27 protein-coding genes and 1 pseudogene are annotated in these 25,625 nt (G+C 40.3%); 27 read left to right on the top strand and 1 reads right to left on the bottom strand.

Going from position 1 to position 25,625, the window contains the following annotated elements:
- Positions 1-9: 9 nt before the first annotated feature.
- The 15 genes and pseudogenes from rlmD to ACVAMZ_RS06910 form a co-directional block, all read left to right on the top strand.
- Complete coding sequence (gene rlmD / locus ACVAMZ_RS06980) at positions 10-1,377, top strand: 23S rRNA (uracil(1939)-C(5))-methyltransferase RlmD (protein ID WP_461684441.1); 1,368 nt, start codon at positions 10-12, stop codon at positions 1,375-1,377.
- 117 nt (positions 1,378-1,494) lie between these two features.
- Complete coding sequence (gene tpiA / locus ACVAMZ_RS06975) at positions 1,495-2,253, top strand: triose-phosphate isomerase (protein ID WP_006150433.1); 759 nt, start codon at positions 1,495-1,497, stop codon at positions 2,251-2,253.
- A 124-nt stretch (positions 2,254-2,377) separates the two neighbouring features.
- Positions 2,378-4,114 (top strand): ABC transporter ATP-binding protein, encoded by a 1,737-nt coding sequence (locus tag ACVAMZ_RS06970; RefSeq protein WP_461684440.1) that lies wholly within the window; start codon positions 2,378-2,380, stop codon positions 4,112-4,114.
- Positions 4,115-4,124: 10 nt separating this feature from the next.
- Positions 4,125-5,906, top strand: a complete 1,782-nt coding sequence (locus tag ACVAMZ_RS06965) for an ABC transporter ATP-binding protein (protein WP_461684439.1) — start codon at positions 4,125-4,127, stop codon at positions 5,904-5,906.
- Positions 5,907-6,054: 148 nt separating this feature from the next.
- Entirely contained in the window at positions 6,055-6,573 is a 519-nt protein-coding gene (locus ACVAMZ_RS06960; RefSeq protein ID WP_254726363.1) for a Dps family protein, read from the top strand.
- Positions 6,574-6,700: 127 nt separating this feature from the next.
- Positions 6,701-7,207: a dihydrofolate reductase gene (locus ACVAMZ_RS06955; protein ID WP_461684438.1), complete on the top strand. Its 507-nt coding sequence runs from the start codon at positions 6,701-6,703 to the stop codon at positions 7,205-7,207.
- Positions 7,207-7,377, top strand: coding sequence for a hypothetical protein (locus ACVAMZ_RS06950; RefSeq protein WP_000442255.1), 171 nt, complete (start codon positions 7,207-7,209; stop codon positions 7,375-7,377). The genes ACVAMZ_RS06955 and ACVAMZ_RS06950 overlap by 1 nt, the downstream gene beginning before the upstream one ends.
- A gap of 31 nt (positions 7,378-7,408) precedes the next feature.
- On the top strand, positions 7,409-8,641 hold the full coding sequence (gene clpX, locus ACVAMZ_RS06945; protein WP_006145154.1) for an ATP-dependent Clp protease ATP-binding subunit ClpX: 1,233 nt from the start codon (positions 7,409-7,411) through the stop codon (positions 8,639-8,641).
- An 8-nt stretch (positions 8,642-8,649) separates the two neighbouring features.
- The gene (yihA, locus tag ACVAMZ_RS06940; RefSeq protein WP_461684437.1) at positions 8,650-9,237 is read left to right on the top strand and encodes a ribosome biogenesis GTP-binding protein YihA/YsxC; all 588 of its coding nucleotides are present in this window, start codon (positions 8,650-8,652) and stop codon (positions 9,235-9,237) included.
- Positions 9,238-9,246: 9 nt separating this feature from the next.
- Positions 9,247-9,627, top strand: coding sequence for a RidA family protein (locus ACVAMZ_RS06935; RefSeq protein ID WP_001140424.1), 381 nt, complete (start codon positions 9,247-9,249; stop codon positions 9,625-9,627).
- 51 nt (positions 9,628-9,678) lie between these two features.
- Complete coding sequence (gene rapZ, locus ACVAMZ_RS06930) at positions 9,679-10,569, top strand: RNase adapter RapZ (RefSeq protein ID WP_070677118.1); 891 nt, start codon at positions 9,679-9,681, stop codon at positions 10,567-10,569.
- On the top strand, positions 10,566-11,543 hold the full coding sequence (locus tag ACVAMZ_RS06925) for a YvcK family protein (RefSeq protein WP_461684436.1): 978 nt from the start codon (positions 10,566-10,568) through the stop codon (positions 11,541-11,543). Before rapZ ends, ACVAMZ_RS06925 begins: the two co-directional genes overlap by 4 nt.
- Positions 11,540-12,451 carry a DNA-binding protein WhiA gene (gene whiA, locus ACVAMZ_RS06920; protein ID WP_225750617.1) on the top strand — a complete coding sequence of 304 codons (912 nt, stop codon included), beginning with the start codon at positions 11,540-11,542 and terminating at the stop codon, positions 12,449-12,451. The genes ACVAMZ_RS06925 and whiA overlap by 4 nt, the downstream gene beginning before the upstream one ends.
- A 67-nt stretch (positions 12,452-12,518) precedes the next feature.
- Positions 12,519-12,698 carry a hypothetical protein gene (locus ACVAMZ_RS06915; protein ID WP_414259469.1) on the top strand — a complete coding sequence of 60 codons (180 nt, stop codon included), beginning with the start codon at positions 12,519-12,521 and terminating at the stop codon, positions 12,696-12,698.
- 138 nt (positions 12,699-12,836) lie between these two features.
- Positions 12,837-13,129 (top strand): annotated as a pseudogene (locus ACVAMZ_RS06910) (stress-induced protein); the annotation flags it as partial.
- Positions 13,130-13,169: 40 nt separating this feature from the next.
- On the opposite strand, the gene ACVAMZ_RS06905 reads toward ACVAMZ_RS06910, so the two are convergent.
- Positions 13,170-14,138, bottom strand: coding sequence for an NAD(P)/FAD-dependent oxidoreductase (locus ACVAMZ_RS06905; protein WP_461684435.1), 969 nt, complete (start codon positions 14,136-14,138; stop codon positions 13,170-13,172).
- Between the two features lie 132 nt (positions 14,139-14,270).
- Here ACVAMZ_RS06905 and cdaA point away from each other — a divergent pair, with 132 nt between their 5' ends.
- The 12 genes from cdaA (at position 14,271) to ACVAMZ_RS06845 (ending at position 25,615) form a co-directional block, all read left to right on the top strand.
- Positions 14,271-15,128, top strand: a complete 858-nt coding sequence (gene cdaA, locus ACVAMZ_RS06900) for a diadenylate cyclase CdaA (protein WP_461684434.1) — start codon at positions 14,271-14,273, stop codon at positions 15,126-15,128.
- Positions 15,115-15,894 carry a CdaR family protein gene (locus ACVAMZ_RS06895; RefSeq protein ID WP_461684433.1) on the top strand — a complete coding sequence of 260 codons (780 nt, stop codon included), beginning with the start codon at positions 15,115-15,117 and terminating at the stop codon, positions 15,892-15,894. Before cdaA ends, ACVAMZ_RS06895 begins: the two co-directional genes overlap by 14 nt.
- Positions 15,895-15,926: 32 nt before the next feature.
- On the top strand, positions 15,927-17,276 hold the full coding sequence (gene glmM, locus ACVAMZ_RS06890; protein ID WP_461684432.1) for a phosphoglucosamine mutase: 1,350 nt from the start codon (positions 15,927-15,929) through the stop codon (positions 17,274-17,276).
- Between the two features lie 66 nt (positions 17,277-17,342).
- Positions 17,343-17,717, top strand: a complete 375-nt coding sequence (locus ACVAMZ_RS06885) for a DUF1149 family protein (RefSeq protein WP_004252208.1) — start codon at positions 17,343-17,345, stop codon at positions 17,715-17,717.
- Between the two features lie 4 nt (positions 17,718-17,721).
- The gene (locus tag ACVAMZ_RS06880; RefSeq protein ID WP_223333460.1) at positions 17,722-18,570 is read left to right on the top strand and encodes a DegV family protein; all 849 of its coding nucleotides are present in this window, start codon (positions 17,722-17,724) and stop codon (positions 18,568-18,570) included.
- A gap of 150 nt (positions 18,571-18,720) precedes the next feature.
- Entirely contained in the window at positions 18,721-19,488 is a 768-nt protein-coding gene (dapB, locus tag ACVAMZ_RS06875) for a 4-hydroxy-tetrahydrodipicolinate reductase (protein ID WP_461684431.1), read from the top strand.
- Complete coding sequence (locus tag ACVAMZ_RS06870) at positions 19,485-20,684, top strand: CCA tRNA nucleotidyltransferase (protein WP_461684430.1); 1,200 nt, start codon at positions 19,485-19,487, stop codon at positions 20,682-20,684. The genes dapB and ACVAMZ_RS06870 overlap by 4 nt, the downstream gene beginning before the upstream one ends.
- On the top strand, positions 20,681-22,549 hold the full coding sequence (locus ACVAMZ_RS06865) for an ABC-F family ATP-binding cassette domain-containing protein (protein ID WP_461684429.1): 1,869 nt from the start codon (positions 20,681-20,683) through the stop codon (positions 22,547-22,549). Before ACVAMZ_RS06870 ends, ACVAMZ_RS06865 begins: the two co-directional genes overlap by 4 nt.
- Complete coding sequence (locus ACVAMZ_RS06860) at positions 22,549-23,142, top strand: hypothetical protein (protein ID WP_461684428.1); 594 nt, start codon at positions 22,549-22,551, stop codon at positions 23,140-23,142. The genes ACVAMZ_RS06865 and ACVAMZ_RS06860 overlap by 1 nt, the downstream gene beginning before the upstream one ends.
- 141 nt (positions 23,143-23,283) lie before the next feature.
- Positions 23,284-23,796 carry an adenine phosphoribosyltransferase gene (locus tag ACVAMZ_RS06855; protein ID WP_006154681.1) on the top strand — a complete coding sequence of 171 codons (513 nt, stop codon included), beginning with the start codon at positions 23,284-23,286 and terminating at the stop codon, positions 23,794-23,796.
- A gap of 191 nt (positions 23,797-23,987) precedes the next feature.
- Complete coding sequence (metA, locus tag ACVAMZ_RS06850; RefSeq protein WP_461684427.1) at positions 23,988-24,932, top strand: homoserine O-acetyltransferase MetA; 945 nt, start codon at positions 23,988-23,990, stop codon at positions 24,930-24,932.
- A gap of 8 nt (positions 24,933-24,940) precedes the next feature.
- Complete coding sequence (locus ACVAMZ_RS06845; RefSeq protein WP_006145172.1) at positions 24,941-25,615, top strand: DnaD domain-containing protein; 675 nt, start codon at positions 24,941-24,943, stop codon at positions 25,613-25,615.
- The last annotated feature ends 10 nt before the right edge of the window (positions 25,616-25,625 follow it).

Raw genomic sequence — 25,625 nt, 5'->3', positions numbered from 1 at the left:
GATAGGGATATGAATCTTAAAGTCAAACAAAAAATTCCATTAAAAATCAAGCGCATGGGGATCAACGGGGAAGGTATCGGATTTTTCCAGAAAACCCTTGTTTTTGTTCCAGGCGCCCTCAAGGGTGAAGATATCTATTGTCAGGTGACTTCCGTTAAGCGTAACTACGTTGAGGCTAAACTCCTTGAGGTCAATAAAAAATCTAAGTTTCGAGTGGTTCCAGACTGTACTATTTATAATGAGTGTGGTGGCTGTCAGATCATGCACCTACATTATGACAAGCAGCTAGAGTTCAAGACAGATCTTCTCCATCAAGCACTGAAGAAATTTGCCCCTGCTGGCTATGAAAACTTTGAAATCAGACCAACCATTGGCATGCAGAAACCAAAGTATTATCGGGCTAAACTACAATTTCAGACACGAAAGTTTAAAAGCCAAGTCAAGGCAGGTTTGTATGCTCAGAATTCGCATTATCTGGTTGAATTAAAAGACTGTCTGGTTCAAGACAAGGAAACGCAAGCGATTGCCAATCGCATTGCTGAACTCTTGACCTATCATCAAATTCCAATTACAGATGAACGGAAAATCCTTGGGGTTCGAACCATCATGGTTCGTCGAGCACGGAAAACTGGGCAAGTTCAGATTATCATTGTGACCAATCGTCAATTAAATCTGACTCAATTTGTGAAAGACCTAGTCAAGGATTATCCTGAAGTAGTGACTGTCGCAGTCAATACCAATACTGCTAAAACTAGTGAGATTTATGGGGACAAGACTGAGATTATTTGGGGACAGGATAGTATTCGTGAGGGTGTATTAGACTATGAGTTTTCTCTCTCACCACGAGCTTTTTACCAACTCAATCCTGAACAGACTGAAATCCTCTATAGTGAAGCCGTTAAAGCCTTGGACGTAAATGAGAATGACCATCTGATTGATGCCTATTGTGGTGTTGGAACCATTGGTTTTGCCTTTGCCAAGAAGGTCAAAAGCTTAAGAGGAATGGATATTATTCCAGAAGCTATTGAGGATGCCAAAGCAAATGCCCAGCGTATGGGGTATAGTAATACCCACTATGAGGCAGGGACAGCAGAAGAGATTATTCCTAGATGGTACAAGGAAGGCTATCGTGCCGACGCCTTGATTGTTGATCCACCGCGTACAGGTTTAGATGACAAGCTCTTGGATACCATCGTCAAATACGCTCCTGAAAAGATGGTTTATGTATCCTGCAATGTATCTACCTTGGCGCGTGATTTAGTCCGTTTGCTAGAGGTTTATGACTTACATTATATCCAGTCCGTTGATATGTTTCCACACACGGCTAGAACAGAAGCAGTGGTCAAATTAACGAGGCGTAAGTCAGCTTCTAAATAGAAAGAACAACTGGAAAGTTTTTGAAAAGAAGACTTTTAGTTACAGAGTAAGATTTGCAAGCTCCCTATATTTATGATAAAATAAGTAGAAAATAAAATGAAAAAAGAGGTATGTGAAATGTCACGTAAACCATTTATCGCTGGTAACTGGAAAATGAACAAAAACCCAGAAGAAGCAAAAGCATTCGTTGAAGCTGTAGCATCAAAACTTCCTTCATCAGACCTTGTTGAAGCAGGTATTGCAGCTCCTGCAGTTGACTTGACAACTGTTCTTGCTGCTGCTAAAGGTTCAAACCTTAAAGTTGCTGCTCAAAACTGCTACTTTGAAAATGCAGGTGCTTTCACAGGTGAAACTAGCCCACAAGTTTTGAAAGAAATCGGTACTGACTATGTTGTTATCGGTCACTCAGAACGCCGTGACTACTTCCACGAAACAGATGAAGACATCAACAAAAAAGCAAAAGCAATCTTTGCTAACGGTATGCTTCCAATCATCTGTTGTGGTGAGTCACTTGAAACTTACGAAGCTGGTAAAGCAGCAGAATTCGTAGGTGCTCAAGTTTCAGCTGCTCTTGCTGGATTGACTGCAGAACAAGTCGCTTCAACAGTTATCGCTTATGAGCCAATCTGGGCTATCGGTACTGGTAAATCAGCTTCACAAGACGACGCACAAAAAATGTGTAAAGTGGTTCGTGACGTTGTAGCTGCTGACTTCGGTCAAGAAGTAGCTGACAAAGTACGTGTCCAATACGGTGGTTCAGTTAAACCTGAAAACGTTGCAGAATACATGGCTTGTCCAGACGTTGATGGAGCTCTTGTTGGTGGTGCATCACTTGATCCAGAAAGCTTCTTGGCATTGCTTGACTTTGTAAAATAAGCCTCAAATATCTGAGACAGACAGTTTCCTCTCTTGAGATTATGACTGCCTGTCTTCTTTTTGGTAAAATGGCGTGCGAAAGCACGCTCTTTTCTACGTTTCAATAGAAAAAGAAAGGAGAATTATGCTTTATATTTGGTCATATCTCAAGCGTTATCCCAAATGGCTAGTTTTAGACTTCCTAGGAGCTATTTTCTTTGTTATTGTCAATCTGGGTCTACCGACTGTTCTGGCCCGCATGATTGACCAGGGAATCAACCAAGGAGACAAGGATAAGCTCTATTTTTGGGCTATCATCATGTTGGTTATTATTGTCCTGGGAACATGTGGGCGGATTGTTCTAGCCTACGCTGCTAGTAAACTGACCACCAATATGGTTAAGGACATGCGAAATGATGTTTATGCTAAATTACAAGAGTATTCTCATCACGAATATGAACAAATCGGTGTATCTTCACTAGTTACTCGTATTACCAGTGATGCCTTTGTCCTCATGCAGTTTGCAGAACAAACGCTTAAGTTGGGTGTTATCACACCCATGATGATGCTGTCGAGTATTCTCATGATTTTCTTGACGAGTCCTTCACTGGCCTGGATTGTAGCTTTTTCAGTACCTTTCTTAGCAGTCGTTGTTGTCTATGTAGCTGTAAAAACGCGCCCCTTATCTGAAAAACAACAAAAAACACTGGACAAGATTAATCAGTATGTCCGTGAAAATTTGATGGGTTTGAGAGTGATTCGTGCCTTTGCTCGTGAAGACTTCCAAGAAAAACGTTTTGAAGAGAAAAATGCAATCTATGCGGATAATTCGAATCGCTTGTTTAAATTAACTGGTTTGACGGAACCGCTTTTTGTGCAAATTATTATTGCCATGATTGTGGCTATCGTTTGGTTTGCCCTTGATCCACTGAAGCATGGAAATTTGCAGATTGGGGATTTGGTTGCCTTTATCGAGTATAGTTTCCACGCTCTCTTATCCTTCCTCTTCTTGTCAAACCTCTTTACCATGTATCCTAGAACCGCCGTATCCAGTGAACGTTTGAAGGAAATCATGGATATGCCTATTTCCATTGATCCAAATGAGGACGGAATTCAAGAAACAGAAACACATGGTTACTTAGAATTTGATAATGTGACCTTTGCTTATCCTGGGGAAACAGAAAGCCCTGTCTTACACAACATTTCCTTTACTGCTAAACCGGGAGAAACCATTGCTTTTATCGGTTCGACTGGGTCAGGTAAGTCTACTCTGGTTCAATTGATTCCTCGATTCTACGATGTTACACTAGGGAAAATCAAGGTCGATGGTGTTGATGTACGGGATTACCGTCTCAAATCACTCCGTCAAAAGATTGGATTTATTCCACAAAAAGCCTTGCTCTTTACAGGGACTATCGCAGACAATCTCCGTTACGGAAAAGAGGACGCCAGTCATGAGGATTTGCACCAAGCAGCTGATGTAGCCCAAGCCAAAGACTTTATCGAAAGTCGAGAAGAAGGTTTTGCGACGCATCTGGCTGAAGGGGGAAGCAACCTATCAGGTGGTCAGAAACAACGTTTGTCGATTGCACGAGCGGTTATCAAGGGTCCAGATATCTACATCTTTGATGATTCCTTCTCAGCCTTGGACTATCGTACAGATGCAATCTTACGCCGTCGTCTCAAGGAAGTGACGCAAGATGCTACGGTATTGATTGTTGCGCAGCGTGTTGGAACCATCATGGATGCTGACCAGATTATCGTCCTTGATAAAGGTGAAATCGTTGGTCGTGGCCGTCATGAAGAATTGATGGAAACCAATGACATCTATCGAGAAATTGCTGAGTCGCAGTTGAAAAATGCGTCTCTGACAGAAGAATAGGAGGTAAAGGATGAAACAACAATCTAGTCTAGCTCGTCTATGGAGCTATTTGAAAGCCTACCGTTTTTCTGTTTTCTTTGCAGTCTTTTTGAAAATAGTCAGCGTCATTATGAGTGTTATCGAGCCATTCGTATTGGGGCTTGCTATCACTGAGTTAACCAGCAACCTCCTTGCCATGGCAAATGGTGTTGCAGGAGCAGGTATTAATACCCCTTATATCGCAATGATTCTGGTTATCTATCTCTTGCGTGGTCTTCTCTATGAGTTGGGGTCATATTATTCAAACTACTTTATGACCAATGCGGTGCAGTCCATGATACAGGATTTGCGAAATGAAATGAGCGAAAAAATCAATCGCATCTCTGTGTCCTACTTTGACAAACACCAGTTTGGAGATTTGTTAGGTCGTTTTACCAGTGATGTTGAAACTGTTTCAAACGCTCTTCAACAATCCTTCCTACAGATTGTCAATGCAGTCTTTACCATTCTTTTTGTTATGGGAATGGTCCTCTATCTAAATCTTCAGTTGGCTATTGTTGTCATCTTGTCGATTCCAGTGACTTACTTTGGGGCTAAAACCATTCTAAATCGCTCCCAACCATACTTTAAACAGCAAGCAGCTATTCTGGGACAAATGAATGGATTTGTACAGGAAAGCTTGACTGGTTTCAATGTTCTTAAACTTTTCGGACGTGAAGAGAAATCTCAAGAGGGATTTGAAAAAATTACGGATGAATTGCAACAAATTGGATTCAAGGCTAGCTTCATTTCAGGTTTGATGATGCCTGCCTTACACATTGTATCTGACTTAACTTATTTGATAGTCGCTGTCCTAGGAGGATTGCAGGTTATTGCAGGACGCTTAACCATTGGTAATATGCAGGCCTTTGTCCAATACGTCTGGCAAGTTAGCCAGCCTATCCAAAACATCACCCAGTTAGCAGGACAAATGCAAAGTGCTAAATCTTCGCTTGACCGTGTCTTTGAAGTTTTGGATGAACAGGAAGAAGTTCAAACTGCTAAAGTAAAAGAACTGCCACCATTAACAGGACAGGTTAGCTTCAAGAATGTTGATTTCCAATACGTGGAAAATAAACCATTGATTCGCAATTTCAACCTAGATGTTGAACCTGGAGAGATGGTAGCCATCGTAGGGCCAACTGGAGCCGGTAAAACTACCTTAATCAACCTGCTCATGCGTTTTTATGATGTAACAGCGGGTGCTATTTTAGTCGACGGTCAAGATATTCGTGACCTGTCTCGTCAGGACTATCGTCGCCAGTTTGGTATGGTCTTACAGGATGCCTGGCTCTATGAAGGCAGTATCAAGGAAAATCTTCGATTTGGGAACCTTGAAGCAACAGATGAGGAAATCGTTGAAGCAGCTAAGGCTGCTAATGTAGACCACTTTATCCGCACTCTTCCTGGGGGCTATAACATGGAGATGAACCAAGAGTCAAGTAATATTTCTCTTGGTCAGAAACAGCTTTTAACCATTGCGCGTGCCCTCTTAGCCAATCCAAAAATTCTAATCCTTGATGAAGCGACATCATCAGTTGACACCCGTTTAGAACTCTTGATTCAAAAAGCTATGAAGCGTTTGATGAAGGGAAGAACAAGCTTTGTCATTGCTCACCGTCTTTCGACAATTCAGGAAGCTGATAAGATTTTGGTACTTAAAGATGGACAGATAATTGAACAGGGAAATCATGTAAGCCTCTTGGCTGCAAAAGGATTTTATTATGACCTTTATCAAAGCCAATTCTCTCGGAAAGATACTGAAAATAACTAAAAAGATATCTGCTCATTTTCTTAAATTATCAGTCTATTACAACTTTTTTAATATGGGTTAATTTTCTTGCTTTTGTCTACTAGGTGTAGTATACTGAGATAGTAATCAATAAATATGGTTGCAAAAATAATATTATGAGGTGAGAAAAATGGTAGAATTGAAAAAAGATGCATTAAAAGACGTAGCAACATTATCTAAACCAGCGGCAGAAGCGCTAGTAAATACAAAGGAAGTTTTGAATCAAGCTGTAGCTGACTTGTACGTAGCACATATTGCTCTACATCAAGTACACTGGTATATGCGTGGACGTGGTTTTATGGTATGGCATCCTAAGATGGATGAATACATGGATAGCCTTGATGGTTACCTAGATGAAATCAGCGAACGCTTGATCACTCTTGGTGGCAAACCTTACTCTACTTTGACAGAATTCCTTCAACACAGTGAAATCGAAGAAGAAGTTGGAGAATTCCGTAACGTAGAAGAAAGTTTAGAGCGTGTTCTATCTATCTATCGTTACCTCATCACACTCTTCCAAAAAGCATTGGATGTTACTGATGAAGAAGGTGATGATGTAACAAACGATATCTTCGTTGGTGCTAAGGCAGATCTTGAAAAAACTGTCTGGATGCTTGCAGCAGAATTGGGACAAGCACCTGGTTTGTAAGATACTGAATTTTTCTAAAAATCCGTAGAAGTTTTCTACGGATTTTTTCTATTTCGGAGGGCGTTCCAAAACAGTCTTTTTTCAAGATTTTTGATAAAATAGAACTATCAATAAAAAGGATGAAAGCATGACAAAGAAAATCGTAGCCATCTGGGCACAAGATGAAAAGGGTGTAATCGGAAAAGAGGATTGCTTACCATGGCATTTGCCAGCAGAGTTAAAACATTTTAAAGAAACAACCTTGAATCATGCCATCTTGATGGGACGTGTCACCTTTGATGGAATGGGACGACGATTGCTTCCAGGACGTGAGACCCTGATTTTGACGCGCAACCCTGAAGAGTCAATTGAGGGTGCTCTGGTTTTCCAAAATGTTGAGGACGTTTTAGACTGGTATCAGAACCAGGATAAAAATCTCTATATCATCGGGGGCAAGCAGATTTTTCAGCTTTTTGAACCTTATCTCGATGAGATTATTGTGACACAAATCCATGCTCAAGTTGAAGGGGATACTTATTTCCCAGCAGATTTTGACTTGACTGTTTTTGAGACTCTTGCAAGCAAATCTTATACTAGAGATGAGAAAAATGCCTATGATTTTACCATCGAATATAGAAAGAGAAAGGAAGTCTAATGGAGCGTAGTATTTTTGGATTTTTCACAGCTCTTTTGTGTGCTGTCTGTCTTGTAGCTGGAACACACGCTTTTCGTAAAAAGCGCTTTGGACTTGCTACTCTACTTTGGCTAAATGCCTTTACAAACTTGGTGAATAGCATTCATGCTTTTTATATGACCTTATTTTAGAGAGAATGAATAATTAGAATGGAAGGGAATCATGCCTACAAATAGGAAAAATGATATGATGGTTTATTGCTCATTTTGTGGCAAAAGCCAAGAAGAAGTTAAAAAAATAATCGCTGGGAACAACGCTTTTATCTGTAATGAGTGTGTGGAGTTAGCCCAGGAAATCATTCGTGAGGAGTTGGCAGAGGAAGTTCTAGCAGACTTGTCTGAAGTACCAAAACCAATCGAACTCTTAAACATCTTGAACCACTATGTGATCGGTCAAGATCGTGCCAAACGTGCCTTGGCAGTGGCTGTATATAACCACTACAAACGCATCAATTTCCATGACACTCGTGAAGAGTCAGAAGATGTGGACTTGCAAAAATCAAACATTTTGATGATTGGCCCAACAGGTTCAGGGAAGACTTTCCTTGCTCAAACACTTGCTAGAAGTTTGAATGTACCTTTTGCCATTGCAGATGCAACAGCTCTTACTGAGGCTGGTTATGTAGGTGAGGACGTGGAAAATATCCTCCTCAAACTCTTGCAAGCTGCTGACTTTAACATCGAACGTGCAGAACGTGGGATTATCTACGTCGATGAGATTGACAAGATTGCTAAGAAGAGCGAGAACGTGTCTATCACACGTGACGTTTCGGGTGAAGGTGTGCAACAAGCCCTCCTCAAGATTATCGAGGGAACTGTAGCTAGCGTGCCACCTCAAGGCGGACGCAAACATCCACAACAAGAAATGATTCAAGTGGACACTAAGAATATCCTCTTTATCGTGGGTGGTGCCTTCGATGGCATCGAAGAGATTGTCAAACAGCGTCTTGGTGAAAAAGTTATCGGCTTTGGACAAAACAACAAGGCTATTGACGAAAACAGCTCTTATATGCAAGAAATCATCGCAGAAGATATTCAAAAGTTCGGGATTATTCCTGAGTTAATTGGACGCTTGCCTGTCTTTGCAGCCTTGGAGCAGTTGACTGTAGATGATTTGGTTCGCATTTTGAAGGAACCAAGAAATGCCTTGGTCAAACAATACCAGACCTTGCTTTCTTATGATGATGTTGAGCTTGAATTTGATGACGAAGCACTCCAGGAAATTGCCAATAAAGCCATCGAACGTAAAACGGGTGCGCGTGGTCTTCGCTCAATCATCGAAGAAACTATGCTAGACGTTATGTTTGAAGTTCCAAGTCAAGAAAATGTGAAAACAGTTCGTATCACAAAAGAAGCGGTTGACGGTACGGCTAAGCCAATCCTAGAGACAGCCTAGAGGTGACTATGGAAATCAATACACACAATGCTGAGATTTTACTGAGTGCAGCCAATAAGTCCCACTATCCGCAGGATGAACTTCCTGAAATTGCTCTTGCAGGACGCTCAAATGTTGGTAAATCAAGTTTTATCAATACCATGCTCAATCGTAAAAATCTAGCTCGTACCTCTGGAAAACCAGGAAAAACACAACTACTTAATTTCTTTAACATTGATGATAAGATGCGTTTTGTGGATGTGCCTGGTTATGGTTATGCCCGTGTTTCCAAAAAGGAACGTGAAAAATGGGGTCGTATGATTGAGGAGTACTTGACCACTCGTGAAAATCTTCGAGCAGTTGTCAGTCTCGTTGACCTTCGTCATGATCCGTCAGCAGATGATGTGCAGATGTACGAATTTCTTAAGTATTATGAGATTCCTGTCATCATTGTGGCGACTAAGGCAGACAAGATTCCGCGTGGAAAATGGAACAAGCACGAATCAGCTATTAAAAAGAAATTAAACTTTGATCCAAGTGATGATTTTATCCTCTTTTCATCCGTAACAAAAGCAGGAATGGACCAAGCTTGGGATGCTATTTTAGGTAAATTGTGAGGAATACATATGGCAAAAACAATTCATACAGATAAAGCTCCAAAGGCAATCGGGCCTTACGTTCAAGGAAAAATCGTTGGCAATCTTTTGTTTGCTAGCGGTCAAGTTCCTCTATCTCCTGAAACTGGAGAAATCGTAGGAGAAACGATTCAAGAACAGACAGAACAAGTCTTGAAAAACATTGGAGCGATTTTAGCAGAAGCGGGAACAGATTTTGACCATGTTGTTAAAACGACTTGTTTCTTGAGCGATATGAACGACTTTGTACCTTTCAATGAGGTATACCAAACAGCCTTTAACAAGGAATTTCCAGCTCGTTCAGCTGTGGAAGTGGCTCGTCTTCCTCGCGATGTAAAAGTCGAAATTGAAGTCATCGCAGAGATTGGATAAGCGAGTTGAAGTTTGGTTCTTCCAAACTTCTTTTGATATAAGGAGACTATGATGACAATGAAACAACTTCACCTGGTGATTGTAACAGGGATGAGTGGTGCAGGGAAAACTGTAGCCATTCAATCCTTTGAAGATTTAGGGTATTTTACGATTGATAATATGCCACCAGCTCTCTTGCCAAAGTTTTTGCAGTTGGTAGAGACTAAGGATGACGACCACAAGTTAGCCCTAGTGGTGGATATGCGAAGTCGCTCTTTCTTCTCAGAGATTCAGGCTGTCTTGGATGAATTGGAAAACCAAGATGATCTTGACTTCAAGATTCTCTTTTTGGATGCGGCTGATAAGGAATTGGTAGCACGTTATAAGGAAACTAGAAGAAGTCACCCTCTAGCAGCTGATGGTCGTATCTTGGACGGTATCAAGCTGGAACGTGAACTCTTGGCTCCATTAAAAAACATGAGCCAAAATGTGGTTGACACAACAGAGTTAACTCCTCGTGAACTTCGCAAGACTATTGCAGAGCAATTTTCGGACCAAGAACAAACGCAGTCTTTCCGTATCGAGGTCATGTCATTTGGGTTTAAATACGGCATTCCAATTGATGCCGATTTGGTATTTGATGTTCGCTTTTTACCAAACCCATACTATTTGCCAGAACTTCGTAATCAGACAGGTGAGGACCAGGCAGTTTATGACTATGTCATGAACCATGAAGAATCTGAAGATTTTTACCGTCATTTGTTAGCCTTGGTTGAACCAATCCTACCAGGCTATAAAAAAGAAGGCAAATCAGTCTTAACTATTGCGATTGGTTGTACTGGTGGCCAACACCGAAGTGTTGCTTTTGCCAAGCGTTTAGCGAATGACCTATCTAAAAGTTGGCCTGTAAATGAAAGTCATCGTGATAAAGACCGAAGAAAGGAAACGGTAAACCGTTCATGAGAAAACCCAAAATTACGGTAATTGGTGGAGGAACCGGAATCCCTGTTATTTTAAATAGTCTACGGGAAAAAGACGTCGAAATTGCAGCCATAGTAACCGTTGCGGATGATGGTGGTTCTTCTGGTGAACTAAGAAAAAATATTCAACAGTTGACACCTCCAGGGGATTTACGTAATGTCCTTGTAGCCATGTCAGATATGCCAAAATTCTATGAAAAGGTCTTTCAATACCGTTTTTCAGAGGATGCAGGTGCTTTTGCAGGTCATCCATTAGGAAACATTATCATAGCTGGATTATCTGAAATGCAGGGTTCGACCTATAATGCCATGCAATTGCTGAGTAAATTCTTCCATACTACAGGGAAGATTTTCCCATCAAGTGACCATCCTTTGACACTCCATGCTGTCTTTAAAGATGGTTCAGAAGTAGCTGGGGAAAGTCACATTGCAGATCATCCAGGTATGATTGACCATGTCTATGTGACAAACACTCTAGACGATGAGAAACCGCAGGCTAGCCGTCGTGTTGTCAATACCATTCTTGAGAGTGATATGATTGTTTTGGGACCGGGATCGCTCTTTACATCCATCTTACCAAACATTGTTATTGAAGAAATTGGACAGGCTCTTCTAGAGACTAAGGCGGAGATTGCCTATGTCTGCAATATTATGACTCAACGTGGAGAAACGGAGCATTTCTCAGATAGTGATCACGTAGCAGTCTTGCATCGTCATTTGGGCCGTCCATTTATCGATACTGTCCTTGTTAATATCGAAAAGGTTCCGAGGGACTATATGGATACCAACCGTTTTGATGAGTATTTGGTGCAGGTTGAGCATGATTTTGAAGGTTTGCGTAAGCAAGTCCCACGTGTCATTTCATCCAACTTTCTACGTTTGGAAAATGGGGGAGCCTTTCACGATGGTGATTTAATCGTAGATGAGCTCATGCGGATCATAAAGGTGAGAAAATGAGTTTTACAGTAGCAGTAAAAGAAGAAATTTTAAGTCAGCATCACCTGAGTCGTCATGAATTGTCAGCTATTATCAAGATGTCGGGTAGTATTGGTTTATCGAGCTCTGGTTTGACCTTGTCCGTCATTACAGAAAATGCTAAATTGGCTCGTCATCTCTATGAATCTTTCTTGCACTTTTACGGCATCAAGTCTGAGATTCGTCACCACCAGAGAAGTAATCTACGGAAAAATCGCGTCTATACTGTTTTTACGGATGAGCGAGTCCAAGAACTTTTAGCAGATTTACGCTTAGCAGATTCTTTCTTTGGTTTGGAAACAGGGATTGATCCAGATATTTTAGGAGATGAGGAAGCAGGTCGTGCCTATCTCTGTGGTGCATTTTTAGCAAATGGGAGTATTCGGGATCCTGAGTCAGGCAAGTATCAGTTGGAAATTAGTTCTGTTTATCTAGACCACGCCCAAGGGATTGCTTCGCTCTTGCAGCAGTTCTTGCTAGATGCTAAAGTTATCGAACGAAAAAAGGGGGCAGTGACCTATCTTCAGCGAGCGGAAGATATTATGGATTTCCTGATTTTGGTGGGAGCCATGGAGGCGAGAGATACTTTTGAAGGCGTCAAGATTCTCCGAGAAACTCGGAATGATCTCAATCGTGCTAATAATGCAGAGACAGCAAATATCGCTCGTACGGTTTCTGCGAGCATGAAAACCATCAACAATATCAGTAAAATCATTGATACCGTAGGTCTAGATAGCCTACCAGTGGATTTGCAAGAAGTAGCACATTTGCGTATCCAACATCCGGACTACTCTATCCAGCAATTGGCTGACAGTTTGACAAATCCACTCACCAAAAGCGGTGTCAACCATAGATTGCGAAAGATCAATAAAATTGCTGATGAACTATAGATAGGTACAATAGAAAATGACTAATCTTTATAATAAGTTGAATGAGCGTATATATGAGAATTGCAAGATGTATTATGATGAATACGCTAAGAAGATTGAACTGACTGAGAAACAATCCGGAATTATGGGCGGGTTATATCAATCATTAAATATTGTCGCAAACGAATATCTTGTCAATAATGAAAGTGACAACACAAAATATAGAGATTTGCTCAATAAAATTGAAAAGTTGTTAGGAATAGCGTAAACATACCCTCTTTTTACCATATACAATGAAATCATAAGTATAAAATGCTTGTGATTTTTTTGTTTGAAAGGAGGGTGAAAATTATCTAGAGATGGGATTAAAAATTTAAAACCAGTTACAGAACGAAGCAAAGATTAAATAAGAGCTATTAGCTCAAAAGGAGGCAAAGCGTCTAGCGTAGCTAGAAGAGAAAAAGCTGATCTAAAAAAGCATTTGAAACCCTCTTATCTTCGGATGTGACGGATAGTAAAATCAAGAAACAACTTGAAGAAATAGGTATGGCTGGCAACAATGAGGCGTTACTAGCCTTTGCAATCTTTCAGCAAGCTGTAAAAGGCAATCAGAAAGCAACTGAGAACATAATCAAGCTGACCAATACTAAAGATAAATACGATATACAAGACCAGAAAGATTGCATCAAAGTGCTCAAGAACTTTAAAACCACGAATCCTAGGATTCGTGGTTCTTTTCTTATAGACTTGTAGAGTGTTTTGGTTGTACTTTTTGTTGAGGGTCGATGTAGTTAATGGCATTGTTGACAGCAGTTGGTGCTTCACCAAGACCTGTTGCAATCAAGTCAATCTTACCATCGTAGTAGCAGCAGTCACCGATAGCGTAAATTCCAGCTTGGCTTGATTCTTGCTTGCTATTAACGATAATCTTGTGACGGTTAAGGTCAAGTCCCCAGTTTTTAAGATTACCAACTGATGATTTGAAGCCATAGTTGACAAAGAGGTGGTCGAGTTCAATAGTTTCGGTCTCATCGGATTTGACTTTTGCGATTTCAAGCTTGTCAAGAGTTTTTCCATCTCCAAGAAGTTGACTTGGTACAAATGGTGTTTTGATGCTAACAGATGATTCTTGAAGGGTTTGGACACTATGTTCGAGGGCCCGGAAGTTGTCTCGACGGTGAACAAGTGTAGTTGGAGCAATCTTTTCAAAAGCTAAGGCCCAGTCCACAGCAGAGTCTCCTCCACCCAGGATGGTTACTTTCTTGCCAGCATATTGTTGAATATTAGAAACGTGGTAATGGATATTTTCATAACTATCAACACCATCCAATTCAAGTGGACGCGGTTTAAAGGCACCTCCACCCATAGCGATAATGACAGCTTTACTACTATGAATTCCTTTAGTAGTTGTTATCTTAAATACATCATTCTCTTTTTCAATGTCAAGAACAGTTTCATTGAGATGTGCTGGTGTATCAAAACCTTTTAGTTGTTCTAAGAGGCGATTAGTTAGTTCTTCGCCAGTGAGATTTGGGAAACCTGGGACATCAAGAATTTGTTTTTCAGGATAAAGAATGGCAGGTTGGCCACCTAATTGAGGAAGAGAGTCAATGATTTGTACTTTAGCTTGACGTAAATTTGCATAAAAGGCTGCGAAAAGACCAACTGGGCCACCCCCTATGATGGTAATATCATATAATTCAGACATGGTTTCTCCTTATTTCATTTTTATCATTTTATTCTATCATATTTTCTACTAATTTAAAATGAGGTAGGGGGGAGAAAATTTCCATTAAAAATGGTATAATGAAGAGAAGCTTTTTTGGAGAGGGGACACAGGATGAATTTTCAGCAATTATCTAATCTTCAATACTGGTCTAGTTTGTTTTCCAGTCCTTGGAGTATTGCGATAAATGTGATTGATATTCTAATCGTCGCTTATATCTTATATCAATTTACAAAATCAATTGCAGGAACCAAGATTATGATTTTGGTTCGAGGCGTTTTAGTTTTTATCTTAGCTCAGATTGCGGCTAATTTTTTGGGCTTGACGACTATTTCCTGGTTGATTAACCAATTGATTACCTATGGAGTTATCGCAGCGGTTGTTATCTTTTCTCCAGAAATTCGGACAGGTTTGGAACGATTAGGTCGAGCTACGGACTTCTTTTCAAATACTCCTATGAGTTCAGAAGAGAAAATGGTCCAGGCTTTTGTAAAATCGGTTGAGTATATGAGCCCGCGAAAGATTGGAGCTTTAGTAGCTGTTCAACGTGTGAGAACCTTACAGGAGTATATCGTTACAGGAATTCCTTTGGATGCTAAGATTTCTGCTGAGTTATTAATTAACATCTTTATCCCTAATACGCCTCTCCATGACGGTGCAGTCATTATCAGTGGAGATCGGATTGCAGTAACTTCTGCCTATTTACCACTGACTGAAAACACTGGTATTTCCAAAGAGTTCGGAACTCGTCACCGTGCAGCCATAGGTTTATCAGAAGTTTCAGATGCCCTTACTTTTGTTGTATCTGAGGAAACTGGAGGTATATCCATCACCTATAACGGTGTCTTCAAACATGATCTAAGTTTGGAAGAATTCGAGGAAGAACTACGTCGTATTCTGATACCTAAGGATGCACAAGAACCAAGCTTAAAAGAACGTCTATTAGGAGGCTGGAATAATGAAAAGAAATAGTCTTTATATCATCTCCTCGCTCCTCTTTGCATGTGTCCTGTTTATCTATGCAACATCAATCAATTATCAAAACAATACCAACGCAAGACAAACTAAAACTGAAACCTATACCAATACGGTAGTCAATGTACCGATTGATATTCAGTATGATAGTGAGCAGTATTTTATCAGTGGTTTTAGCTCAGAAGTGACAGTGTTTCTAACGGGTTCAAATCGGGTGGCCTTGGCTAGTGAGATGCAGGAAAGCACTCGTAAATTTAAAGTGACTGCTGATTTGACCCAGGCTACAGAAGGAACGATTGAAGTTCCCTTGACCATTGAAAATCTTCCAAGTGGTTTGACAGCTGTAGCAACACCACAAAAGATCACAGTCAAGATTGGTAAGAAAGTTACTCGAGATAATGTACCTGTTGTACCTCAAATTAATTCTAGTCAAATTGATGAGAAGATTATAATCGAACGTGTGACTGTTTCTGATGAAAAAGTTTCAGTAACTAGTGATGCGGATACACTATCTAAGATTGATCGGATTGTTGCAGTTTTACCAACGAGTGAACAGATTACAGGGAACTATTCTGGATCAGTTCCTTTGCAAGCTGTTGATAAAAATGGAGCTGTCTTACCAACAGTGATTACACCTTTTGAAACTACTATGAAAGTAACGACCAAAGCTGTAAGAACAACAAGTAGTACAACCTCAACAAGTAATGGTTCGTCTACCGAAAACTCTTCAACGACAGCAGCAGAAACGAAGTCAGAATCTTAAAATAAACATTAAACTAGAAAAGGAATGATAAAATGGGTAAATATTTTGGAACGGACGGAGTCCGTGGAGAAGCAAACGTAGAATTAACGCCAGAATTGGCCTTTAAATTGGGTCGCTTTGGAGGATATGTCCTCAGTCAACATGCGACAGAAGCGCCTAAGGTTTTTGTTGGACGTGACACTCGTATTTCAGGTCAAATGCTAGAAGCAGCTTTGATTGCTGGCCTCCTTTCAGTCGGAATTCACGTTTATAAACTTGGTGTACTTGCTACACCTGCAGTAGCATATTTGGTGAAAACTGAAGGAGCGAGCGCAGGTGTCATGATTTCAGCTAGCCACAACCCAGCCCTTGATAACGGGATTAAATTCTTTGGTGGAGATGGCTTTAAGCTAGACGATGACAAAGAAGCAGAAATCGAAGCCTTGCTTGACGCCAGTGAAGATACTCTCCCACGTCCAAGTGCTGAAGGATTAGGTACTGTTGTTGATTACCCAGAAGGATTACGCAAGTATGAAGCCTACCTGGTTTCAACTGGAACAGCTCTTGAAGGGATGAAGGTAGCCTTGGATACTGCTAATGGAGCAGCTTCTACAAGTGCTCGTCAAATTTTTGCAGATTTGGGTGCCCAAATCACTGTCATTGGAGAAAATCCAGATGGTTTGAACATTAACTTGAATGTTGGTTCGACTCACCCAGAAGCCTTGCAAGAACTTGTCAAAGAAAGTCAATCTGCCATTGGTTTAGCCTTTGATGGTGATAGCGACCGTTTGATTGCTGTTGATGAAAATGGTGAAATTGTCGACGGTGATAAGATTATGTATATCATCGGTAAATACCTTTCTGAAAAAGGTCAATTGGCACAAAATACAATTGTAACAACAGTTATGTCCAACCTTGGTTTCCATAAAGCCTTGGATCGTGAAGGCATTAATAAAGCTGTCACTGCTGTTGGAGACCGCTATGTCGTTGAAGAAATGAGAAAATCGGGCTACAATCTCGGTGGAGAACAGTCAGGTCACGTTATCTTGATGGACTACAATACAACTGGTGATGGTCAGTTGTCAGCAGTTCAATTGACTAAGATCATGCAAGAAACAGGTAAGAGCTTATCTCAATTGGCTTCAGAAGTAACAATTTACCCACAAAAATTGGTTAATATCCGTGTGGAAAACACCATGAAAGACAAAGCCATGGAAGTACCAGCTATCAAGGCTATTATCGATAAGATGGAAGAAGAGATGGCAGGTAATGGACGTATTCTCGTTCGCCCAAGTGGAACTGAGCCACTCTTGCGTGTCATGGCTGAAGCACCAACAACTGAAGAAGTAGATTACTATGTGGATACCATTGCTGAAGTTGTGAAAGCAGAAATCGGAATTTAGGAAAGTTAGCAGAAAATAAGAAAATATGTTACAATGTCAAAGTAAATTGTAACCATGGAGAATATGATGAATTTAAAACGTGAACAAGAATTTGTTAGTCAGTATCACTTTGATGCGCGTAATTTTGAATGGGAAAATGAGAACGGAATTCCTGAAACAAAGGTTGATGTGAACTTCCAACTACTTCAACATGACCAAGAAAATCAAGTGACTTCTCTCGTAGTTGTTTTGAGCTTTATGATTGTCTTTGATAAATTTGTTATCAGCGGTACTATTTCTCAAGTGAACCACGTTGAAGGTCGTATCGTAGATCAACCAAGTGACTTTAGTCAAGAAGAAGTTGAGACGCTTGCTCGTCCTTCTTTGGATATGCTAAACCGTTTGACTTATGAAGTAACGGAAATTGCACTAGACTTACCAGGAATTAATTTGGAGTTTTAAAAGAATGAAATTAGCGGTCATAACAGACTCATCTGCTTTTCTACAAGCGGAAACCTTGCGGAAAGAAGATTTATTTATGCTTGACATTCCTGTGAATATCGACGGACAGGAGTATGTTGAAGGTGTAAATCTAACCGCTCAAGAATTTTATGAAAAAATGGCTCGTTCATCTGAACTACCTAAAACAAGTCAACCAAGTATTGCAAAGTTGGATGAAATTTTATCATCATTAAAAGAAAAAGGCTATACTCATGTTTTGGGTCTCTTCCTTTCTTCTGGAATCTCAGGATTTCACCAGAATATCCAGTATATGACGGATGAGTTCGAAGATTTAACCATTGCTTTTCCTGATACTCGCATTACAAGTGCGCCCCTAGGATTTATGGTGGAAAGTGTGTTTCAATGGTCTGATCAGGGAGATGATTTCCAGTCTATACTAGATAAGTTAACCGAACAGATTGAAAATACTTCTGCCTTTATCATGGTAGATGACCTTGATCATCTGGTTAAAGGTGGTCGTTTATCAAATGGCGCAGCTATTTTAGGGAATCTTCTTAACATTAAACCAATTCTATATTTCAATGACCAAGGTGTTATCGAAGTTTATGAGAAGGTTCGTACAGAGAAGAAAGCAACAAAACGTCTAGTTGAAATTGTCAAAGATGTGACAAGTAACGGAAACTACCAGATTATGGTAATTCATGGGAATGCCTCTCAAAAAGCATCCGATTTACGTCAGCTATTGCTAGATAGTGGAGTAGCTACAGATGTTGAGATTGCAACCTTTGGTAGTGTTATTGGAACCCACCTGGGAGAAGGAAGCATCGCTTTGGCATACACACCAATTGTCTAGATTGTTCTTACAGGCTTTGTATCTTAAAATTGAACACGGACTATCTGCCTCTTGAAAAAAGATGCCAGTCTTGCCTTTTATGGAAAGTCGGCGCCATTCCCTATTTTTCATGGGCAGCTAACGTCCTTTGTATCTTAGATAGGAGTAAAGATGAGTATTCGAGTGATTATTGCTGGTTTTAAGGGAAGAATGGGGCAATCTGCTTGTCAGATGGTTTTGTCTAATCCTGAACTTGAACTAGTAGCTGTTTTGGATCCTTTTGAGTCTGCATCTGAATGGCAAGGAATTCCAGTATTCAATGATAAAAATGCCTTAGCAGGCTTTGATGCCCATGTTTGGGTAGACTTTACTACACCAGCTGTCGCCTATGAGAATACACGCTTTGCTCTTGAAAATGGCTTTGCTCCAGTAGTAGGAACGACAGGTTTCACCAGTCAAGAAATCGAAGAATTAAAAGAATTGTCTCGTTCCAAAGGCTTGGGTGGCTTGATTGCTCCTAACTTTGCCTTGGGTGCTGTCTTACTGATGCAATTTGCAGCACAGGCAGCTAAATACTTCCCAAATGTGGAGATTATTGAGCTTCACCATGATAAGAAAAAAGATGCTCCGAGCGGGACAGCAATCAAAACAGCTGAGTTGATGGCACAAGTTCGTGAGTCTATTCAACAAGGTGCTAGCGATGAGGAAGAACTCATTGCGGGAGCACGTGGAGCTAACTTTGATGGTATGCGTATCCATTCGGTTCGTCTACCAGGATTGGTAGCCCATCAAGAGGTCATTTTTGGAAATCAAGGAGAAGGATTGACCCTGCGTCATGACTCCTATGATCGTAGCTCCTTCATGACAGGGGTGAATTTGGGAATCAAAGAAGTTGTCAAGCGTCATGAGCTTGTCTATGGATTAGAACACTTACTATGAAATTAACAAAAATGCCTTCTGAATTTCAGAAGGCTTTACCAGTATTAGAAAAAATTAAAGAAGCAGGATTTGAGGCTTATTTTGTTGGTGGCTCTGTTAGGGATGCCCTACTCAGTCGTCCCATCCATGATGTGGATATCGCGACTTCATCTTATCCTGAAGAGACTAAGCAGATTTTTCCACGCACAGCTGATATCGGCATTGAGCATGGGACCGTTTTGGTTTTAGATGGAGATGAAGAGTACGAAGTAACCACTTTTCGAACAGAGGATGTCTATGTAGACTATCGGAGACCAAGTTCTGTTTCTTTTGTTCGTTCACTCGAAGAAGATCTCAAACGCCGAGATTTCACAGTCAATGCCTTTGCCTTGGATGAGACAGGGGAAATCGTCGATTTATTTGATGGTCTCACAGATTTAGAAAATCAAGTCCTGCGAGCTGTTGGTGTAGCTAGTGAACGTTTCAATGAAGACGCGCTACGCATCATGCGTGGCTTTCGTTTCCAAGCTAGTCTTGGTTTTGAACTCGAGCAAGAAACGTTTGAAGCGATGAAGGCCTTAACGCCACTCTTAGATAAAATCTCTGTGGAGCGCACCTTTGTCGAGTTTGATAAGCTTTTACTGGCTCCCTATTGGCGAGTAGGTTTATCATCTATGATTGAGAGTCAAGCTTATGATTATCTTCCAGATATGGTAGGCAGTCAGGAGAAACTCCGGTCTTTGTTTGATTTAGAAAAAGATTTTACTTTTGAATCTTCTGAGCAAGCTTGGGCAGCACTTTTATGGGTTTTAGAAGTGGAAGATGCTCAACAATTTTTGAAACATTGGAAGACTTCACGCCAATTTGCCAAGCAGGTACAGGATTTACTAACTATTTTGGAATTGCGTGAAGAGGGTAAATTAAGTAAACGTGATTGTTACCGTTTTGATTTGGACTTGCTTCTGCAGGCTGAAAATCTTCGCAGTGCTCAAGGGAAGGAAGTCAATCCACAAGCGATCACAGAAACCTACGAGAGCTTGACTATTCATGATAAGAAAGAAATGCAAATTAATGGTGGCATTCTCATCAAGGAATATGGCTATCATCCAGGTCCAGAATTAGGAGATGTTTTAGAGGAAATTGAGTACGCTATTGTGGATGGTAATCTAGATAATGAAGTGGAAGCCATTCATGCATACTTAAGGGAGAGAAAATGAGTGATTTTATCGTTGAAAAACTAAGCAAATCAGTTGGTGACAAGACTGTCTTTAAGGATATTTCCTTTATCATCCATGACCTGGATAGAATCGGTCTTATCGGTGTCAACGGAACTGGGAAAACGACCCTTCTAGATGTGCTTTCAGGTGTTTCAGGTTTTGATGGTGACGTAAGCCCATTTTCAGCAAAGAGTGATTACAAGATTGGTTATTTGACCCAGAATCCGGAATTTGATGATAGCAAGACTGTCTTGGATACTGTTTTATCCAGTGACCTCAAGGAAATCCAGTTAATACGTGAGTATGAACTGCTCATGCTTAACTATAGTGAGGATAAGCAGGCTCGTTTAGAACGGGTCATGGCGGAGATGGATTCTCTCCAAGCATGGGAAATCGAAAGTCAAGTCAAGACTGTTCTCAGTAAACTAGGCATTCAAGAATTATCAACTCCTGTTGGAGCTTTGTCGGGTGGTCTTCGTAGACGGGTTCAATTGGCACAAGTGCTTTTGGGTAACCATGATCTCTTGCTTCTTGATGAGCCAACCAACCATCTGGACATTGCGACCATCGAGTGGCTGACACTTTTCTTGAAGAATTCCAAGAAGACCGTCCTCTTCATCACCCACGATCGTTATTTTCTGGATGCTCTTTCTACGCGAATTTTTGAATTGGATAGAGGTGGATTAACAGAGTATCAGGGGAATTACCAAGATTATGTCCGTCTCAAGGCTGAACAGGATGAGCGTGATGCAGCACTTCTTCACAAAAAGGAACAACTTTACAAACAAGAATTAGCTTGGATGAGACGGCAACCTCAAGCTCGTGCGACCAAGCAACAAGCTCGTATCAATCGATTCCATGACTTGAAAAAGGAAGTTTCAGATACTAGCCTTGAGACAGACTTGAGCATGAATTTTGAAACTAGCCGTATCGGTAAAAAAGTTATCGAGTTTAAGGATGTTTCCTTTGCCTATGACGATAAACCAATTCTGAAACATTTTAATCTTTTGGTACAAGCCAAAGACCGTATCGGAATCGTCGGGGACAATGGTGTTGGGAAGTCAACCCTTCTTAACCTTATTGCAGGAAGACTTGAAGCTACTGAAGGACAAGTTATCATCGGTGAAACAGTTCGTATCGCTTATTTCTCTCAACAAATCGAAGGTTTAGATGAAAGTAAGCGGGTTATCAATTACCTGCAGGAAGTTGCAGAAGAGGTTAAGACTAGCGGTGGTACTACGACTTCAATCGCTGAGTTACTAGAACAATTTCTCTTCCCTCGTTCAACGCACGGCACCTTGATTGATAAGCTGTCAGGTGGAGAGAAGAAGCGTCTGTACCTCCTCAAATTACTCCTTGAAAAACCCAATGTGCTTCTCTTGGATGAACCAACAAATGACCTAGACATTGCGACCTTAACAGTTCTAGAAAATTTCTTACAAGGTTTTGCAGGACCAGTCTTGACAGTTAGTCACGATCGCTATTTCCTTGATAAGGTAGCAACTAAGATTCTTGCTTTTGAAGATGGAACCATCCGTCCTTTCTTTGGCCATTATACAGATTATCTAGATGAAAAGGCCTTTGAAGCAGAAGCAGTAACTCAAATCCAAAAGGCTGACAAGGAAAAAGTCGTCAAAGTCCGTGAAGAGAAGAAACGGATGACTTACCAAGAAAAGCAGGAATGGGCAAGTATTGAAGGTGACATCGAAGCCTTGGAAAACCGCATCTCTTCTATAGAGGAAGAAATGCTAGCAAATGGTTCTGACTTTGGGAAACTAGCTACCCTTCAAAAAGAATTAGACGAGAAAAATGAAGACTTGCTGGAAAAATATGAACGCTATGAATATTTAAGTGAGTTAGTATAATGGAAGAAACAATTATTAAATGGAGTAGTAAGAAAATCGTCTTGAGCCTTATTCTTTACCTACTAGAATTGGCTCTTCTACTTTGGATTTTTTCGTTTTTGATGAGCTATCCCGAAGAAGCACCTGCGGGATTGGTGGCTTTAATTCTCTTTATTGGTTTCTTAATCATCATCGTTGGCTTCATTTTGTATCAACATTTGCGACGGCTTTTTTCTGATAAAGAGTATTTGAAATGTACGGCTCAAGGATTTTCCTATAAACCATATCCAAAGAAAGACTGGCAGTTTTATTCCTGGGGACAGGTAGAAAAGTTTGCTCTCACGAGAATTAAGGGTAGTAGAAATGCAAGGGATTTTTATATGATTGAGGTTCGGTTTTATGACAAGGAACTTTTAAAATCCAACTCTTTCTGGTATCGTCTTCGAAGTAGATTTACAAGTTCAAAACATTCTAACGTTTTGAAAATCCCAATCTATTTGCTGGATGTTGGTTTGCCAGAGAGAGTATTTGAAACCATGTCTTACTTTGAGCGAGAGTGGCGCATCCAACAGAATCGTCAACGGAATCAAACTTCTAAAAGCAAAAAGAAGTAAAGATTTCATTGAGCGAGCGAATCTCCGAATTTTATGAAGGGCTGAGAGGCTTTGGAAGGATATTCCAAGGCTTCTTTCTATTTTGCTTTTCTAGGAATTATGGTATAATAGGGAGTAAAAACTTTAAAAGAAAGAAACGCTATGAACTTAAAAGACTACATTGCAAGTATTGAAAATTATCCACAAGAAGGAATTACTTTCCGTGATATTAGCCCATTGATGGCAGATGGAAATGCCTACAGCTACGCTGTTCGTGAAATTGTTCAATATGCTACTGACAAAAAGATCGATATGATCGTAGGACCAGAAGCGCGTGGATTTATCGTTGGATGTCCAGTCGCTTTTGAGTTGGGAATTGGTTTTGCACCTGTGCGTAAACCAGGAAAATTGCCACGCGAAGTTATTTCAGCTGACTACGAAAAAGAATATGGTGTTGATACTTTGACCATGCACGCAGATGCTATCAAACCAGGTCAACGTGTTCTTATCGTAGATGACCTCTTGGCAACAGGTGGTACTGTTAAAGCAACCATCGAAATGATTGAAAAATTGGGTGGAGTCGTAGCAGGTTGTGCCTTCTTGATCGAACTGGATGAACTCAAAGGTCGTGAAGCTATCGGAGATTACGACTATAAAGTGCTGATGCATTATTAATGAAAAACAGTCCCTAGGGCTGTTTTCTCTTCATTTGATATAAAAATAAGCTATATCTAGTTAGAGAAAAACTATAATTGAAAACTATATCTTCATACAGTATAATAAAGGGAAAGAGAAACGTCAGCATTTTTCCCCGTTGACGATACCATGTTTACTTGAGTCCAATATGATACAGTAAGGAGATTTCTATGCCGATTCGAATTGATAAAAAATTACCAGCAGTTGAGATTTTACGAACGGAAAATATTTTCGTCATGGATGACCAGAGGGCGGCTCATCAGGATATTCGACCACTGAAAATTCTGATTTTAAACTTGATGCCACTGAAAATGGTTACAGAAACTCAGCTTTTACGCCATTTAGCCAATACTCCTTTGCAGTTAGATATTGAATTTTTATATATGGAAAGTCATCAGTCGAAAACAACTCGTTCTGAGCATATGAAGACTTTTTATAAGACCTTCTCAGAAGTTCAAGACCAGTATTTTGATGGCTTGATTATTACAGGTGCTCCAGTTGAACATCTCCCTTTTGAAGAAGTGGACTATTGGGAGGAATTTACTAAGGTTATCGATTGGTCTAAGACTCATGTCTTTTCAACCCTGTATATTTGCTGGGGAGCACAAGCGGGTCTATACTATCGCTATGGCGTAGATAAATACCAGATGGACCAGAAGCTTTCTGGGATTTATTCTCAAGATGTTTTGAAAGAAGGTCATCTTCTACTGAGAGGTTTTGATGATTTATATGTATCCCCTCATTCTCGCCATACAGAAGTCCACAAAGAAGATATCCTGAATAAAACAAATCTGGAGATTTTAGCATCAGGAAAAGAGGTGGGAATCTCTATCCTTGCGAGTCGAGATTTGAGAGAAGTATATAGCTTTGGGCATTTAGAGTATGATCGCGATACGCTTGCAAAGGAATATTTTAGAGATCTAGATGCTGGTTTAGATCCACATATACCAGAAAATTATTTCAAAAATGATGACATTCACGAACTTCCATGCATGCGCTGGAGTTCATCTGCAGCCCTCTTTTTCAGTAACTGGGTAAATTATGCAGTTTACCAAGAAACGCCTTTTGAGTGGAAAAGTGCGGAAGAAGATGTGTCTCATTTTGGATATTTATAAGAGGAATTATGACATATTTAGATGCTTTTAAATCAGGGAACTTGGTGTTACCGAGTGATCTGCTTTTGAATTACAATCAACTCTTCTCGTCAAGCGATGATTTCTTGATTTGGCAATTCTTTTACCTACAAAATACAACGGCTTTGGGTGAGTTGTCGCCAAGTCAAATCGCTGAAAAAATTGGCAAAGAGGTCACTGAAGTCAATCAAGCCATTTCACGATTGACCGATAAAGGATTACTCCAATATCGTACAATTGAGCTAAATGGAGAGATTGAAGTTATTTTTGACGCAACCCTTGCCTTGGAGCGCCTAGACCAACTATTTGAAAAACAAGCTCCAAATCAAGTGAAACCAGCTCAGAATGACTTGAAGAGCTTGGTGGAAACTTTCCAACAGGAGCTAGGTCGTCTCTTGAGTCCCTTTGAAATCGAAGATTTGGAAAAGAGTTTGAAAGAAGATGGGACGAGTGCGGATTTGATAAAAGAAGCTCTACGTGAAGCTGTTTTGAATGGAAAACCAAACTGGAAATATATCCAAGCAATCCTACGAAACTGGCGACATGAGGGTATTAAGAGTGTAGCCCAGGTAGAAGCGAAACGTCAGGAGAGAGAGGCAACAAACCCTCAAAATGTTCAAGTTTCATCTGATTTTAAAAATGCCATGGACCTTTGGAAAGACTAATATTTAGCAA

Source organism: Streptococcus sp. KHUD_017, assembly GCF_054861245.1.
Note: the sequence above shows the minus strand (reverse complement) of the source record. Positions and strands in the feature narration are given on the sequence as shown.